The 16,331-nt window shown below is 48.1% G+C and carries 13 protein-coding genes and 2 tRNA genes; 11 read left to right on the forward strand and 4 right to left on the reverse strand.

Annotated elements, in window-relative coordinates:
* The first annotated feature begins 427 nt into the window (after positions 1-427).
* The 5 genes from CX664_RS15035 (at position 428) to CX664_RS15055 (ending at position 2,810) form a co-directional block, all read left to right on the forward strand.
* The gene (locus CX664_RS15035; protein ID WP_101747533.1) at positions 428-1,138 is read left to right on the forward strand and encodes an SGNH/GDSL hydrolase family protein; all 711 of its coding nucleotides are present in this window, start codon (positions 428-430) and stop codon (positions 1,136-1,138) included.
* A gap of 193 nt (positions 1,139-1,331) precedes the next feature.
* Positions 1,332-1,562 (forward strand): hypothetical protein, encoded by a 231-nt coding sequence (locus CX664_RS15040; RefSeq protein WP_101747534.1) that lies wholly within the window; start codon positions 1,332-1,334, stop codon positions 1,560-1,562.
* Positions 1,563-1,740: 178 nt separating this feature from the next.
* The gene (locus CX664_RS15045; protein WP_101747535.1) at positions 1,741-2,181 is read left to right on the forward strand and encodes a hypothetical protein; all 441 of its coding nucleotides are present in this window, start codon (positions 1,741-1,743) and stop codon (positions 2,179-2,181) included.
* A 273-nt stretch (positions 2,182-2,454) separates the two neighbouring features.
* Positions 2,455-2,531: transfer RNA gene (locus tag CX664_RS15050), tRNA-Pro, on the forward strand.
* A 202-nt stretch (positions 2,532-2,733) separates the two neighbouring features.
* Positions 2,734-2,810, forward strand: a tRNA-Pro gene (locus CX664_RS15055).
* A gap of 66 nt (positions 2,811-2,876) precedes the next feature.
* Here CX664_RS15055 and CX664_RS15060 read toward each other — a convergent pair.
* Positions 2,877-3,737 (reverse strand): aldo/keto reductase family protein, encoded by an 861-nt coding sequence (locus CX664_RS15060; RefSeq protein WP_101747536.1) that lies wholly within the window; start codon positions 3,735-3,737, stop codon positions 2,877-2,879.
* A 186-nt stretch (positions 3,738-3,923) separates the two neighbouring features.
* Between CX664_RS15060 and CX664_RS15065 the strand changes: the two genes are divergently transcribed.
* A complete protein-coding gene (locus CX664_RS15065; RefSeq protein WP_101747537.1) occupies positions 3,924-4,802 on the forward strand; it encodes a patatin-like phospholipase family protein in 879 nt (292 codons plus the stop codon).
* Here CX664_RS15065 and dgt read toward each other — a convergent pair.
* Entirely contained in the window at positions 4,771-6,240 is a 1,470-nt protein-coding gene (dgt, locus tag CX664_RS15070) for a dGTPase (protein WP_180966511.1), read from the reverse strand. The two genes, CX664_RS15065 and dgt, sit on opposite strands and share 32 nt — an antisense overlap.
* Before the next feature lie 198 nt (positions 6,241-6,438).
* A complete protein-coding gene (locus CX664_RS15075; protein WP_101747539.1) occupies positions 6,439-7,017 on the reverse strand; it encodes a hypothetical protein in 579 nt (192 codons plus the stop codon).
* A 449-nt stretch (positions 7,018-7,466) separates the two neighbouring features.
* On the opposite strand from CX664_RS15075, the gene CX664_RS15080 reads away from it, so the two are divergent.
* The 5 genes from CX664_RS15080 (at position 7,467) to CX664_RS15105 (ending at position 15,293) form a co-directional block, all read left to right on the forward strand.
* On the forward strand, positions 7,467-8,618 hold the full coding sequence (locus CX664_RS15080; protein WP_101747540.1) for an SPFH domain-containing protein: 1,152 nt from the start codon (positions 7,467-7,469) through the stop codon (positions 8,616-8,618).
* A gap of 85 nt (positions 8,619-8,703) precedes the next feature.
* Positions 8,704-10,662, forward strand: a complete 1,959-nt coding sequence (locus CX664_RS15085; protein WP_101747541.1) for a DNA topoisomerase III — start codon at positions 8,704-8,706, stop codon at positions 10,660-10,662.
* Between the two features lie 224 nt (positions 10,663-10,886).
* A complete protein-coding gene (locus tag CX664_RS15095; RefSeq protein WP_101747543.1) occupies positions 10,887-12,197 on the forward strand; it encodes a tetratricopeptide repeat protein in 1,311 nt (436 codons plus the stop codon).
* Positions 12,194-13,870, forward strand: a complete 1,677-nt coding sequence (locus CX664_RS15100) for a hypothetical protein (RefSeq protein ID WP_101747544.1) — start codon at positions 12,194-12,196, stop codon at positions 13,868-13,870. The genes CX664_RS15095 and CX664_RS15100 overlap by 4 nt, the downstream gene beginning before the upstream one ends.
* Before the next feature lie 16 nt (positions 13,871-13,886).
* A complete protein-coding gene (locus tag CX664_RS15105; protein ID WP_101747545.1) occupies positions 13,887-15,293 on the forward strand; it encodes a flagellar assembly protein T N-terminal domain-containing protein in 1,407 nt (468 codons plus the stop codon).
* A 102-nt stretch (positions 15,294-15,395) separates the two neighbouring features.
* On the opposite strand, the gene CX664_RS15110 is transcribed toward CX664_RS15105, so the two are convergent.
* The gene (locus CX664_RS15110) at positions 15,396-16,061 is read right to left on the reverse strand and encodes a hypothetical protein (RefSeq protein ID WP_146000037.1); all 666 of its coding nucleotides are present in this window, start codon (positions 16,059-16,061) and stop codon (positions 15,396-15,398) included.
* Positions 16,062-16,331: the final 270 nt, after the last annotated feature.

Raw genomic sequence — 16,331 nt, forward strand, 5'->3', positions numbered from 1 at the left:
AGGCCAGAGCCATCAGTCTGGAAGTGGGTCTGCAGAACGGAACATTGGCTTTGCTGGTCACCGTTACCATTCTGGACAGTGCCGCCATGTCTATTGGCCCCAGTGTTTATAGCCTCCTGATGCTTGTTAAGTAGTTGGCCAAATGGAATCGTATATTTCTGGCTAAGTGGGCAGTTACTATGCAAGGCGCAACGTAGGGAGCATAGCCGTAGCTATGTGACCGGAGTTGCAACGCCGCAGAGTGACTGCCCACTTAGCCAGAAATATATGATTTCATTTGGTTAACTACTTACCGCATCGCTGTTCACTATGGCGGTATTGAGAAAGGATAAGACCGTTCAGGGAAAGGTGGTTACTTCCTGAGGGAGTGACTTTCCGGGCATCTGTTTGCGTGAATCAACAATAAAAATGCACAACGGCTATTTTGATGTTTGAACTTATTGGATTGGTAAGCACTTTTTTATGTTTTCTTTCTATCGCAATCTGCCAGGGCGTTCATGTAAAGAGAAGTGCACTTCGCCTGCCCGAGGCCAGTGGTGAACGGCTGCAGGCCAGAGGCTCGGATTTTTCCATTGTTCATGTGGGGGAAAGCCCTGTCGCCGGGGTGGGGGTGGCAGAGATAAGACAGGGGCTGACCCACCAGGTTATCAGGAACCTGACTCAGGATCGGGGTGTGGAGTTTGATTGGGAAATACTGGCAAAAAATGGTTCCAGAGTGTTCGACTCATTAACCTTTGAGGCGACCATTAAAGAACCGGATCTGTTGATCATCAGCTTTGGCGTCAATGATACGACCAGATTTACCTCAGGCTCGGAATTCAATAAACATATGCAGGCGTGTGTCCATCGCTTTGCTTCCGACAATACCCGGGTATTTATCACCTCAATTCCAAAGATCAATCGGTTTCCCCTGATTCCAGCCCCGTTAAGCTGGTTGTTGGGAGCAAAGGCCTACTTGCTGGACAGGCAGTTGCAGAAGCTCTGCCAGCAGGAGGGGTGGACGTATATCCACAGTGACACGAATCCTGATGCTTCGTTGATGGCGGAAGATGGTTATCACCCTAATGAGTCGGGGTGTCAGGTCTGGGGAGGAATCATTGCGGACAGGATAATAGATACCCGGAGCGACAGGGTTTAACGACTAATTAATCACTAAGTATTGATACGTATCAATATGCGTATTGATAATTTGTTTAATAATCAGCCTGTTGATTGGTCATTGACCGTCACGATTCTGTCATCTTTTCAGTGTTAATCTGCCGATAGCATTAACAACACCAATAAAAGTGATCGTGCACAGTCAGAATAAAGAACGGAAACTATCATCCGCAATGTTGAGAATTGAGAAATATACGCTCAGAGATGGGCAGGCAGGTTGGCAGGCGCATCTGGTAAAACCTGATTGTTCCAAAGTACACGAAACTCGTCGTTTTAGCTATTCAGACTACGGCGACCTTGCATTTCAGGAAGCATTAGACTGGCTTGAGCGTCAGTACTATCAGCCCGCTGCCATTGATGCCGGTGATCAATGCCCGGTGTTGGCTATAAGCGAATCACACTGAGTTTTTTTTCAGGGAATGCAGTGTTTGCTATGGATGGCAACCTTTTTCCGGGAGAAAGAAAAACCATTTCGCCACAAATCTTCAGCTCTTGCGTTGCATTGCTAATTTTTACCAGTCAGGTAGAGTTGGAAGCGCGTATGAGCAAATACACATTGCCTGAAAAAAAGGGGGTAGCAACATGTCCCGGACAATAAAAGGCTTGATAACGGCTATTATGGCAACAGCATTGTTGCAGACCAATACTGCGGCTGCAGCCCAGAATGATAACCATGTCTACGCCGGGTTGGGCTGGACCATAAAGCATGGCTGGATACCCTCAGCCATTGTCGGGGTTCGCAGCGTCGATGTGGATGGTATTAAGGATGTAACCGGTGTTGATCTTTCGCTCTCTTATCACTTCACCGATGGCTTTGATAAGTTCCTGCTGAAAGGTGTTCGGGGTGAGATTGACTGGCAGGCGGAGTTAGGCGCTGGCTATGATTTTCAGGGACAGTCTCTGCTGGTGATCGGTGGTGTGCAGGGTCGTCTGGTGAATTATTCCATGGATGTCTCACTGAATGGTGATATTGATGCTGGCCTGACAATCAATAGCATTGATAAATATGACTGGGAGCCATAGTTATTAAGTAGTTGGCCAAATGGAATCGTATATTTCTGGCTAAGTGGGCGGTTACTATGCAAGGCGCAACGTAGGGAGCATAGCCGTAGCTATGTGACCGGAGTTGCAACGCCGCAGAGTGACTGCCCACTTAGTCAGAAATATATGATTTCATTTGGTTAACTACTTAAATTGACCATAAAATCCTCAATGGCAGTTGACGGCGTTCGGAAAATAGGGATAATACGCCTCCACTGGCTCAGCGCAACGTCGGATGCAGTAGCGGTGAGTTAACGGGGTATAGCGCAGTCTGGTAGCGCGCCTGCTTTGGGAGCAGGATGTCGGGAGTTCGAATCTCTCTACCCCGACCAGATCAGGTAAAGCCCATGCTCTTGAGTATGGGCTTTTTTATTGCCTGAAGTATATTCCGCAGCTAATTTGCGGAAATCACCACTGTAAAAAGATGGGTGGTCTGCTAAAGTATCAACCGTTCCGGTATGGCGGTGTTTCAGGAAGTATCACTGTTCATGAAGTCCGGAACACTGTTTTTATTCATAACCTGGTTATGAATTTCGGGGTATAGCGCAGTCTGGTAGCGCGCCTGCTTTGGGAGCAGGATGTCGGGAGTTCGAATCTCTCTACCCCGACCAGATTTGTTTTTTTATTGGCCAGCATCATGCTGGCTTTTTTTTATTTTCAGAGATGTCGCCTGAATTTTAAGCCATCAGTTGTTCTATCATATTCACTTCATCATCCGTCAGTGGCGTCTGCAAACAATTCAGATCCTGTTGCATGTGTTTTGTATCACTGGTGCCTGTTAAGACAATCATCCCCATTTTTAATGCTGCCTGAAAAATGACCTGTGGTCCGGTTAATCCTGTCCTCTTCATAATGGTCTGAAATTCAGGCATTGCCAGCAGTTGGGTGTTGGCCGTCAGTAACGAAAACCCCTGGTAAAGAATGTTATGTCGATGGCATAGCGCACGGATATTGGCGTCCCATCCGGTTCTGGCAAAGCAACGGTTCTGCACCAGCATGGGTTTGATCGTCGCATGGTGGTTCAGGAGCTCCAGCTGTTGGTGATTTACATTGCTGACCCCCAGAAGTTTGATTTGGCCGGACCGATAGAAGCCTTCCATTGCTTCCCAGACGGCAAAGTCCCGGTCACTGAGCCCATGCGACCGGGATGGACCATGCAGCAGATAAGCATCAAGGTAATCCGTGTTCAAGTGCTCCAATGATGAGAGAAGGGACTGCTCAACCTGAGTTTTGGTATCGGCGTCAGGATGGTAGGGCAGACGGTTGTCCTGTCCTTCAGCGTAGGTAAATTTCGTTTGCAGGAAGATATCTTCACGGTGCTTGCCACTGGTTTGGTAAAAGTTCTGCAGAGCTTCCCCAACCCCTTGCTCAAAATAATGTTTGCGCTGATTGGCGGTGTCTATGGCTGTGAAACCGTTATTCAGGGCTTTCAGTGTCAGCTCGGAGGTGGTCTGTTCTTTCCAGGCCGTGCCATAGATAAAACGGGGAACACGGGTATCGTGCAGCGTAAACGGATTGGTTTCCTGTTGTTCGGTCATCTCCTTGCCTCCCCTGGAAATTATTGGCGATATTATGACTTGTCTGGATTCAGTTGAGATTTACTTTAGCCCAGAGCCGGGCTCATGACATAATGTCGGCTTGGGCAGAAACTTTCCGAGGACCAGGAGACAGCTTCAGGTTTTTTTGCAAGCAACGTTACTTTCCAGAGGTGGCGCATTCAATCTATGAGCATGTTCACGACAGAGCTTTTTAAAAGCAAACCCTATCGGCTGGGCCTGACCCTGTCCGGTGGCGGAGCAAAATGCATGGCTCAGATTGGGTTGCTGCAGTACCTGAACGAGCATGGAATCGAGCCGGATATTATTTCCGGTGCCAGCGGTGGTGCGCTGGTCGGTGCTCTGCACAGTGCCGGATATGCACCGGCAGAGATTCTGGATTTCTTTGTCTCGACCCGAATGTTCAGCTTTAGAAACCTGTCGTTTAATGCGCTCGGATTGATTGACTCAGAGAAGATCGCGAAAAAATTTCAGGCTTATTTCCCGGAAGATAGTTTTGAATCATTGAGAAAACCACTGTATGTGGTTGCTACTGATTTGAACAGAGCACGGCAGACGGTATTCAATAGCGGTCCATTGATTAATGCTTTAACGGCATCGTCCGCTTATCCGGGCATGTTCACCCCGGTTAAATGGCAGGGGACCGTCTATGCGGATGGCGGGATTATCAATAACTATCCTTCAGACCTGATTCACGACCAGTGTCGCCATCATATCGGGATGTATCTTGCTCCGGTTATGTCCAGGCCCTGTGAGCATTTCGCCAACACCTTTGATGTACTGGACAGGGTATTTCAGATTTACAGTTCTGCCCGGCAGTTTTCCAATATCAACTTGCCGGAGGTGTCATTGGCACCGGAGGGTATCGAGGACCGCAGCGCTTTTATGGTGAAGCCGGATCAGCTACGGTCTATCTATGACATGGGCTATCATTCCAGCAGAAAATACTTCGAGAACGAAGGAGCCCAATGGCTGAAGACCATGAAAGGAGGAACGCAAAAGCGTTCCTCCTGGTTTAAATTGCCGATAGGCTCTGATACTCCGTAAGTACGAAGTGGTCAGTCATACCACCCACATAGTCCAGAATCAGTCTCGTTCGGAAATACCATTCAAGATCGTTCTGTTCAGCGGGAGAATGCTGTTCCTGACGCATTTGGTGCACTGCCCGAACATAGGCTGCTTTATACTTCCGGGACAGTCGGTGATTGAGTCGATGCTCGATAAAGTGTTCGCCATCATCCAGATTATCGAGGTTTGCGAATGCGGTGCCGGGGAGTTCCAAAATGGGGCGATAGATTTCGAGTAAGCCCATCAGGGCCGCATATCCGCGCAGTTCCGGAGTTTCTTTTTCCTGACTACTGAACACATGTCGTATGGCGACGGTTTTCAGTGTTTTCAGTGCCAGATGCTGGTCTGAGCCGCCATCAATTAATGGTTCATCCAGCGTCCCATGAAAAACTTCCTTATGCTTCTGCAGGTATCGGTTGGCAGCATAGCTGACCAGATCCCGGACCAGCTGTGAGCGTAAATGGCGAATAAAGTTCTGTGGGTTATCTTTGGCAACATTTTCGGCGGTTTTAATGATATCCGGCAGGTATTGGCTCTTTTCGCCGGTGAACTCCTGCCACACTTCTTTCAGCCAGAAGCTCAGACCCCTGAATGACAGAATGCCCTTATCAACAGCATCTTCCAGATCGGCAATGCAGTAAGAGATATCGTCTGCTGCCTCCATGATGTAGACCAGTGGAAAGCGACAGTTCTCCTGTATCTCAAGATGTTTCCAGATGTCCTGGATAAGGCGCTGTTCTGAATAGTAGAAGCCGGGCTTTTTCTGACGGTAAGCAAATCCGCTTATCGGGTTTTGATAAGGTGCCCGGGTGTATTTGATGGTGGCGGCCAGCTGTGACCAGGTCAGGTTGAGTGTCTGCAGGCTGTGAATGATGCGCAGCCCCTGGGCGTTGCCTTCAAAGACGGACAAATCCGGTAACAGTACCTCGTAGAAAAGCTCTGAGTGACTGGTTTGGCCATTGACGGCGGATTGTCTGGCCATTGCCTTGTGATGGCAGGCTTCGCCATGATCCTGAACCCAGCGGCTGAACGCGGCTTCCCCAAAATGGCCAAAAGGTGGGTTCCCTACGTCGTGTAGCAGACAGGACATTTCTACCAGATTGGTAAAGGCCGTTTCGATACCTTCCAGACCAAGTTTTGCCAGCTCCCCATGTTGTTTTAGTTGATCCAGAATAGTTTTGGCCAGATAGCGGCCCGTTTGCTGAACTTCCAGTGAGTGGGTAAGACGACTGCGGACGGCTGCATTGGTTTCCAGTGGGTAGACCTGGGTTTTCTGCTGAAGCCTGCGCAGGGCCGCTGATTGAATAATACGACCCCGGTTACTCTCGGTCTCGGTAATCAGATCCTCTGGCCGGGCGCAGGTGACCGGCTCAGGGCGGTCGCAGGTCAGTTTCTTGAGGTAATCCAGAGGTGCCATAGGCTTGGTAACCGGGAGTTTGGAAGTATTCAGATTACCATATCTTTCGGCTGATCGGTGAGTAGCATGATTTGCCACGTTGATCACGGTCCGATTTGTCATATTAACGGATGCGTAAGCTATGCCAGCTGCCTTGCTTGCGTCATGACTTTGAAAAGGGTGTGTTGATTCACACCCGATCAAGCTTACCTGTAAACCTCAAGACAAGGGCAGTGATTGAGGTCGCCGGTGACTAACCGTATTCTGGCTGGCTGATGGGTCAGTCATTTCAGGAAATTCCAAGTCACCATTGAAGAGGAGGTTACGTACTATTTCTCTTCCCTGTTCTACCAGTTGGTTTTGAGTTGCTTCATCAAGTTTGTCAAAGCCTTCCATATTTTCCAGTAAAGCTTTGCGCATCTTATCCCTTGATGGTTTGGCAAGTTCCTCAACAAGAAATTGTACAATCTCATCAGGAACAGGTTTTTTATATAATGCAGCTATTGCAGCATCCAGGTCAGCTTTAGCATCGTTTTTGATGGTTTCCTCATATGAAGGAGGGGTTCCGGCAATTACCCGGTTAGCAAGTGAAACTAGGGATGAAACGGCCCCTGCAGTCAGATTGAAAGCTGACGAAAGGAGGGAGTAACTTGAAGTTTCTTTAACAGTATTGATGTTTTTGGAATTAAAAGACGCACTGGTTTCTTTAGACGAATTGATGTTTGGCTGATCATTTTTTGAATCGGCAATATCCAAACTTGAATATGCAATATTACTGTTAGGATTTACGCTGGACATGATGCATTATCCTTAAAGTTAAACAAAAAATTGGATGATAGTTTGCTATTCAATCCTTTGATCACTACTTGAAGGATAAGTTCCATTTTTTATAATTAGATAACTACTTATAAGCGTTGAGTTGCATCGTGAACTTCTCGCACTGCATCGGCTATTTCCTGAAATTGCTTTATGTGAACTCCCACAGGTTTTCAATTTTAACGTTCTGGTTCATTGTCTTGCTATAAGTGGTTAACTACTGTACCTGATAAATTTTTATTAAAACCTGGAGCCAAATTGTGGAAAAGAAACTAAAGCTGTTAAGTAGTTGGCCAAATGGAATCGTATATTTCTGGCTAAGTGGGCAGTTACTATGCAAGGCACAACGTAGGGAGCATAGCCGTAGCTATGTGACCGTAGTTGTAACGCCGCAGAGTGACTGCCCACTTAGTCAGAAAATACGATTTCATTTGGTTAACTACTTATTGTTGGTATTTTTTTTACCGTTGTTCAGTGAAAAAACTGAAGCCTCTGACTTCTACTCTTATATTCCTTTTCTCTACCAGGTTCCGGAGGGAAGCGTGGGAGTATTCAGGAATGGAAACCAATTTTATGAGGATGTCTATCCTGCCGGTGTTTATCCACTCTGGCCTTCTGATGAAGGGTTTGTTATCAGCATTGTGCCTGAGACGGCGGCTGTTACGGACATTCTCTGTATTACTGCCGATGGGATAATCATCACCTTTCCCCAAATCACCGTTCGTTATCAGGTACATGAACAACATGTATTGAGCCTGGTTAAAGGCTATGGGCTTGATTTTGTCAAACCTGCTATTACAGATCCTGTGAAACTGGGGGTTGCTCATTTATGCAGGGCGCTGAACGCTGAAGCGGTTTACTTTGATGAATTTATACCATTTAAGGGGATTCTGGGCCGTTATCTGGCAGAGGGGCAGAGGGATAAAGGCACCGGAATATCGATTTGTCATCTTGACATTGAATACCCCCGGGTTCCGGATGTCATTATTGACAATCATGTTGGTCATACAGATCACAAGCCCCAAACCCCGATAACTTGCGAACCACCTTATGAGATTTTCTACACGCTGGAGAATGAGCAAGAAGCCATCAATCGCCTCTGTGGCTTTGTCAGGCAGCCTGATGATGAACCTTACCCGGAGCCTGTTTCGGAAGAGGATTCAGCCATAGTTCTGGAACCCTCTGTTTCCGTTGCTGAAGACGAGATTGCCGGTGTACTCAGCCCCGCAGAGGAAGTAAACACAGATGACGCCGGGCAGAGAGATTATGAGGTTCCTCAGGAAGATCTATCATTTCCGTGGGCTGAGGAGCCATTTATTAATGGTCAGGACTCTGTTGGTGAAGATGCCGGGCCTTCAGAGCACAGTCGGGATTCCAGTTCAGAACCTATGGCGGAGGTGGGTGTTAATACCGTGCCAGTGCATAGTTCTGATGTTGTAACAGAGGTGAACCGGAATCTGCTACCAAGATTGGTTGATCAGGTGCCGGATCAGGAAAGGAGTCAGGAAAAGCTGTATCAACAGATGCAAGACTCGAAACACCTTTGGAAAAATAACAGCAGCCGACTCTATCTGGGCTGGTAAGAAAACGGATGAATACTCGCCAAATGATGAATTATGCTGTATAAAAAAACAGTATTTCAGTCATTATCAGCCGGATTGTTTTTGAATGCGGTTATTTATCGCCGAAAAGCCCAGCCTTGGGCGAGCCATTGCCGATGTTTTGAAAAAGCCCCTGAAAAAACAGGAAGGCTATATCGAGTCTGCTTCAGGAGATGTGGTGACCTGGTGCATAGGTCACCTGCTTGAGCAGGAGGAGCCGGATGCCTATGATCCGGCCTTCAAAACATGGAAGCTTGAGCACCTGCCTATTGTTCCCATGCAATGGAAGCTGAGGCCCCGGAAGGGAGGGCGTGGGCAGTTATCAGTGATCAATAAGCTGCTCAAACGGGCTGATATTATTGTCAATGCCGGTGACCCTGATCGTGAAGGCCAGTTGCTGGTGGATGAAGTGCTGGATTATCTGAAGCTCTCTGCCCAGCGTAAAAAAGATGTTCGTCGTTTATTAATCAGCGATCTGAACCCTTCTGCCGTTTCCCAGGCCCTTGGGCGGATGCGATCCAACCAGGAGTTTGTACCGCTGGCGGTTTCTGCCCTGGCTCGTTCCCGGGCAGACTGGCTTTACGGTATTAACCTGACCCGCGCCTGCACATTGCTTGGCCGGAAGGTTGGCTTTAATGGGCTGCTCTCCATCGGTCGGGTGCAGACACCGATTCTGGGTCTTGTCGCCCGACGTGATGCCGAAATTGAACACTTTCAGCCTAAGCCTTACTTTGAGGTTTTTGCCACCTTGTTAACGGCAAAAGAGGAAACCTTCAAAGCCAAATGGCTACCTAGCGAAGCCTGCCAGAACTGGATGGATGAGGAAGGGCGAGTGCTGGATCGGCGTCTGGCGCAGAATGTAGTGGACCGTATTACCGGCAAGCAGGGGACAGTAAAACGCGTCGAAGATAAGCGTGGCAAAGAACCCCCGCCATTACCCTACTCGTTGTCGGCACTGCAGATAGATGCTGCCAGGCAGTTGCGTATGGATGCCAAGACGGTGCTTGATAGCTGTCAGCGTCTTTATGAGCAGAAACTGATTACTTACCCCCGTTCAGATTGCCGCTATCTGCCCGAAGAGCACTTATCCCAGGCACCTGAAGTGTTGGCAACAATTCGCCACAATGTCTCTTCGCTGGGGAAGGCGGTGGACCAGGCATTGCCGGAAAGGAAAACCAGTGCCTGGAATGATAAAAAAGTTGGGGCGCATCACGGGATTATTCCTACCTCCCTGAGAACGGACCTTGAACGACTGTCTGAACTGGATCGCAAGTTGTATGGATTAATTGCCAGACAATATGTTGCACAGTTTTATCCTGATCATACCTTCAGAAAAAGAGTCGTCGATATCGACATAGAAAAAGGCCTTTTCCGAGCGGGAAGCCGCCAGACTGTCGAGGAAGGGTGGAAGGTTCTGATGAATTCGGGCAAAAGTCATCAGCGTTCCGCTGGTGATGAAAATAATGAAGAGAGCACTTTTTTACCTGAGCTGGCCAAAGGCGATGTGCTTGATTGTCCTGAAGCCGAGCTGAAGGAAAAAATGACACAGCCCCCCAAACCATTTAATGATGCAACACTCCTTTCGGCCATGACGGGCATCGCCCGATTTGTTCAGGATAAAGACATTCGCAAGATTCTCCGTGAAACCGATGGCCTGGGCACCGAGGCAACCCGGGCCAGTATTATTGAACTCTTGTTCAAGCGGCAGTTCCTGGAGCGCAAAGGCCGAAATATTCATGCAACCGCCACCGGCAGAGCCCTGGTCAATGCATTACCGGAAAGAGTGACCACGCCGGATATGACCGCACGCTGGGAAGCCTCGCTGAATGACATTGTTGAGCGAAAAGGCAGCTACGGTGCCTTTATGGGCGGGCTTGATCAGGAGCTGAGAGCGTTATTGATGCAAACCATGAACGATGGCTTACCCTCTGTTGCCGGATTGCCTGCTCCTTCGAACCAGCCGTTTAAAAGAAAAGGCAAAGCTAAGAGTGCTGGAAGTCGTCGGAAGAAACGGAGTTCAGCATAGAATATTGCCCTGAGAATCAAATCAGAGTCGAGCCAATTGCTTGTAACTTGGACTCTGCCGTATGGTTTTTTCTTTTCTAACATTTGGACAGATCCTGATGTTCAGGACCTGGTCGCTGAAATCAAAGCTGATCCACTCTTCTTCAAAAAGAACGAGCTGTTTGCCGTATCCAACGGTATGCCGCTACCTCCAGAATGGGAAGATAACTACAAGGACTGAGCAGTATGCACAGTACGAAAATCCTTACTGCCCTGGTAATGGTCTTTGCTCTGTCTGGTACTCCGGGAGTAGCAGCTTCGGCTGTTACTCTTGGTCAGTCACATACGTTATATTTTGACAAGTATGCGGCCAGCAAAACCGGCATTATCGTCGACTCCGGCATAGTTTTTTCTACGGTGATTCTTCCGTATGGAGGAGATACATCCAGAAATTCGGCTAAAGCCAAAGCAATGATTTCTGCATGGCAGCAGATCACAGAGCATTACCAGCTACAAGCCCTCTCATCTTCAACAGGTAGCTCCTCTCTTGACCAGGCCCTGATCAGACAGCGTGACATCCGGCTGAAAAAGCTTCCATCTCGTATTCTGGTGAACCGCCCGGAAGGAGAGAGCTACCGCTATGTTCTGGCAGCTAATGAAGAAGATATCAAAAGGTTGATCACGGCCAGCAAAAATGAAGACATAAGCACGGAAGATATCACCACACTATTACATCAGCTGGATGCCGGTCAGCATTACCACTATCTGGGGAAGATCTTTTCGGAATTTGGGTTGCAGGAGATTGCACTGCAGTGGGAAAAGAAAGAACTGTTAAAAAAATACTGCCTGGCAAACTATTACCAGCCATCGCAGCAGCCTTTTCTCGAAAGGCAGAGACTGTTGGCACTGCAGGCTGACAACTCACCTGCGTTGGATTGGCTCTGCAAACTCCCCGCCAGCGCCTATGTCATTGATAACCACCTGAAACAAAAATCTCTACCTGAGACAACCATTCTTGCTTTTGAGAGTACAGCCTTGCCTGCACGCGCACCAAATGCTATTGCACAGATTAAGGAAAACCATCAAAAGAATCCCCTTGCCTACCTGCACAAACTACCTGGCCAACTGAATCTTGCCAGCCCTTATTCGGCCGCTCTGAGCCTGCCCGGACATATTCTGTTCAGTAACACATTCAGTGATCAGCCAGCCCAGGCCTTTATCGATGCCAAAGTCCTTTTTGAACAGGGTAGAGAACTGGATACAATCATCTCTCTGCTAAAAGAAAGCATCAATAGTTCACCTCGTCATCAGGAGAGCTGGCAGTATCTGGGAGCTGCCTTAATCGCAAGGCAAAATTGGCCGGAAGCTGCTGCTGTTTATTTACAGTGGATCGCTCTTGAACCCAGCAACCTGGAAGCTATTTCACGTTACACAGAATCTCTTCACCGCATGGGATTAAAGCAGGAAGCATCCCGGTTCGTTTCTTATCTGCAACTGTATGCCGCAATAAATAAATTTGCTTATAACACTATCCAAATTATTGAGAACAAACCATGAGATCTCTCTTTAAAGTCACACTACTGGCACTGGCTGTCTCTTCAGCAGCACACGCTGTAGAGTTTAAACCCGAAGCGGCTTCGCCAGAAGTAACTGCTGTTTCTGTCCAGCCACAAATCGTCGAAACACCTGCCACAGCCGTTACCACTCAACTGCAAACCATGCCTGCACAGTCCGCTGCCGCGGTTGATGCGATGGCTCTTGCTTATCAATTTCTGGATAAAGGTGGGGTGCTTGAGGGCTGGAACAGCGATAAAAGAGTATATGTCGCTCTGAGCGAAGCTATTTTTGACTCGGAAGATCCATCTTATGATGACGATTTCATCATTAAGCGTTCTCTGAAATCCATGGAAGCATCTCTGGATGCGAAACGATCCATTATTCAGTACATCTATACTGATATGTCTGCAGCAGATCGTGTCAGCACCCCGGGTACAGACCTTAATGTTGAGTTCAAAGACAAACTTGAAAATTTGGAAAGAAAAGCTGCTGCTCAGAGGGGGCGAGTAGCCAAACTGTTGGAAGTTATGGATGCCAAAGAAGCACAAATGCTCCGAGGTGTCACCTTTGGTGATAGAGCCGATGCATTGATGGAAGCTGCTATCAAAAAGCTGGATGGGCACTTCGATAAGGGTGAAATAGCTGCTGACAAGCAAGCCCAATATGAGCAGGCTAAAGCCAATTATCAGGAAGCCATGTCTGAACATGAAAGCACCATGAACGAGCTGGACCAGCTGGCAGGCAGTGTCACAGGTGAAGCCTATAGTATGGCTGAAGCCGTTTCCAAAATGCCTCTGTATGGTGCCATTACTGCTGCTCAGTTTGAATCATGGGATGACATTAAGCAACAGTATAAAGTTGCCATGGTGACCGTCTGGTCTCCAAAACAAGAGGAGATGATACGGGCTCTGCTTTCAGGTGCAGCAATGACGCTTCCCAAAGGGAAACAAAATCTGGCTGATTATATACGCAGCCAGGACTGGTCTACCGCTACAGGGGGGCGCAAGTTCCGTGATAGTTCCGGTAATTTCCATATTCTTGGCATAGCTGCCAGCCCTGTTGGCAGTAGCTCTTCTTCTGAACGAAAAGCCCGTGGTATCGCTGAACTGATGGCACGTAAACAAGTGGCTACAGCCCTTTATGCGGACGTTGCTGCCTATGAAAAAGCCGAGCAGGCAATGACGACCATGAGTAGTGGCAGCGGAAAGGACGTCAGCATTGCTGCGGATAGCTTTACCAGCGAGCTTAGCCAGAGCATCGAAAATCGTGCTGTTCAAGGTCTATCCAAGCGTTTTGGCAGGCGTGTGACCCACCCGCTTTCTGGCCAGGATATTTACGTCAGCATTTACTCCATTGATACATCCAGTGTTATTAATGCCAGGCTTATGCAGGCCAGCCAGTACCAAACCAAAGTACTGGACGTTCAATCACAGCAGCAACTCAAAGGCACTAAAGACGGTTTGGACCAATCTGTTCGCATTGCTGAAAGCAACAAGGCTGTTTATAACCAAGCCGAGCGAGAAGCTGCCAGCAGCAATCGTGTCGTTCCTCCAGTAGCGACACAGCAACCTGTGAAGCAGCAGGTTCCCGTTCAAAACACACAAGGTACGGCTACCTCCGGCGCTTATACCGGAGGCGGCAATGCCGATGCAGAAGACGCATTTGGTTGGTAAGGAGGGCCGTTAACTAATGAAACGTTGGGCTCTCATTCTGGCAGCACTTCTAATGTTGCCAATGTTGCCAGCATTAGCCAATGCTTCTCTTGAGAAAACGGTGTCCACAATGCTGGCTAATAACCAGTATATGGGCATGGTGAATGACAATGAGCTTGGACGTACCGTGATCGCAATTGGTCTCGGTATGCACCGTAAAGCCAATGTTGCTCAAGAGATAGCACGGCAGGATGCCATGAAATCTCTGACGGCTTATCTTAAAGGGGAACGGATTTCCTCTGTAGAGCGGGCCAGTCAATCCTGGAAAGGTGATACAGTACTCGAAGAGTACTACACATCATTGACCAGCAATGTTGAAGGCACTCTGAAAGCCGCATGGAATTTTAATACCGGTGAGCATGATGGTATGACCTATAACGTAATGGTCATTTCAGAACGTAGCCGTGATTTCTCTGAACTGTTTGAAAAGCAAGATAGCATTGTTGAAGCCCGTGGTGTTGCGTCTTTGTCATCAGGTGTGGAAGCTGCACGCACGACAGCGTTGAACAATGCTTTGCGCAGTGCTGTCGAACAGTATGGCGGGGTGCAAATGGCCTCCAAAACAACGATTGAAAACGCAGAAGCCTTGAGAGCAAAACTTTCAACTGTTTCCTCTGGCCATGTGCAGCGCTATACGGTGATCAAGGAGTACCAGGAAGGAAACAACTACTTCATCATCATCAGTGCCGAGGTAAGTGACTCTCCTCCTGACGGTCAGCAGCAGATTCTCGCTATTCAGGAAAATATGGGGCGACCATCCTTTGCAATTCAAACGGACAGACCTGAGGTTGATCGCCTGATGCGCGAACTTCTGGCGACCAGTGGTTTTGAGGTTTCGTCCTCGCCCAATAGTGCTCGATACACCATCAAGACTGACATCAGCAAGTATGAGTATAAGGCAATGGGAGGTATGACCGGACTGCAGACGACCATTAAAGTCCGTATTACTGACCGCTTTAGTAGCGATGATTTGATTAACGTATCCAGTGATCCAAACAATAGCGTTGAAATTTCTGATTCGGCCACTATTCGGGAACAAAACTCTCTGAGTTATGCCATGGAAGATTTGCAGCCAAAGCTCACCAGTGCAATAAAGAAGCAGTTTATCAGCCAGTTCAACAACGGAAGCAAAATTCAGGTAACACTGAAAAATTTCGATCGTATGCGGGATGTTGATGAACTACGGGCTTGTCTGGAAAGCCTGCCTCTTACCAAATCTGTGAGTGTTCAGCCCATCCAGAATCGCAGTGCCAACTATGAGGTTATATATCTGGGTGATCCTGCCAGTCTTCAGCTGGACATTCTCAAACATTCCCGTTCTTTCAGCTTGAGAGGGCTCAAGGCCAAAAATACGGATACCAAGGCCGTTGTTCTGTCTTTTTAGCTGTCTTGTTAACTTTATTTAAGCCCCGCAGCAGGCAGCGGGGCATCCAAGTGGTTCAGATTCTGGTGGGAATGGGGACACATTGCCGAATTCAGTGATCACTCAGAAGAAGAGTTTCACAAAAAACTGGGTGGTGTACTGGTCAGAATTGCCGCGATAATTCAGGCCGAATGCCCACTCATTATCCACTTGATATTCTGCTCCGGCAGTGAAGAAGCCGGTATTGTCATCTTCGTCCCGGTCGTAGTATTGCTGAATATAGCCGGAATTCAGCCAGAGGCCTCGTTCCAGGTGATAACGGGCGCTGACCGACGCTGTGTGGGCTGTGACTTTATCCTTTACTTCATCCGCATCCACAGACAGGCCGTTTCTGAGTCGGCCACTGGTGACTGATGGAATGACATGGAATCTGTCCGTTGGCTTTAATAACAGGCTGGCTCCGGCAAAGTAGGAGCTGCCATCAATCTCGATATTACTGGCAACATCATCTTTATCAATGCGGCCGTAGGCGTATCCTGCGTTCAGGATGACAGGTATGGAAGGGACTTTATAGGCACCATTGACGAACCAGGTGGTTCCATCGAAGTTTTGCGTGCCCTGATTCTGATTATTGTAACCAAAGCCGGTATTAATAAATGTATAGTTATAATCATTACCTGCGAATGCCATAGCTGAACTGGAAAACAGTAATGAGATTAATAATATGCGAAAGGTCATCGGTTTAATCCCTGGTTTGCCGGGAGAGTGGTCAGTTAAGTAGCTAACCATATGAAATCATATATTTCTGACTCCTTGTTCAGGCACTCCCGGCAACTGCTCCTGCGTTGCTCTAGCTCCTGCATCCATGCAGTCGTGCTTCGTTACAACTCCGGTCACATAGCTACGGCTATGCTCCCTCCGTTGTGCCTCGCATAGCACCTGCCCAAGTAGCCAGAAATATATGATTCCATATGGCCAGCTACTTAATAGGGGAGACGTGGTAAGAGGTATACCTGCCACTTTGGTCTAGAGCTAAAGGTCTGTTCAGATAATAAACGA

The sequence above is a fragment of the Endozoicomonas acroporae genome (assembly GCF_002864045.1).
Classification (GTDB): Bacteria; Pseudomonadota; Gammaproteobacteria; order Pseudomonadales; family Endozoicomonadaceae; genus Endozoicomonas; species Endozoicomonas acroporae.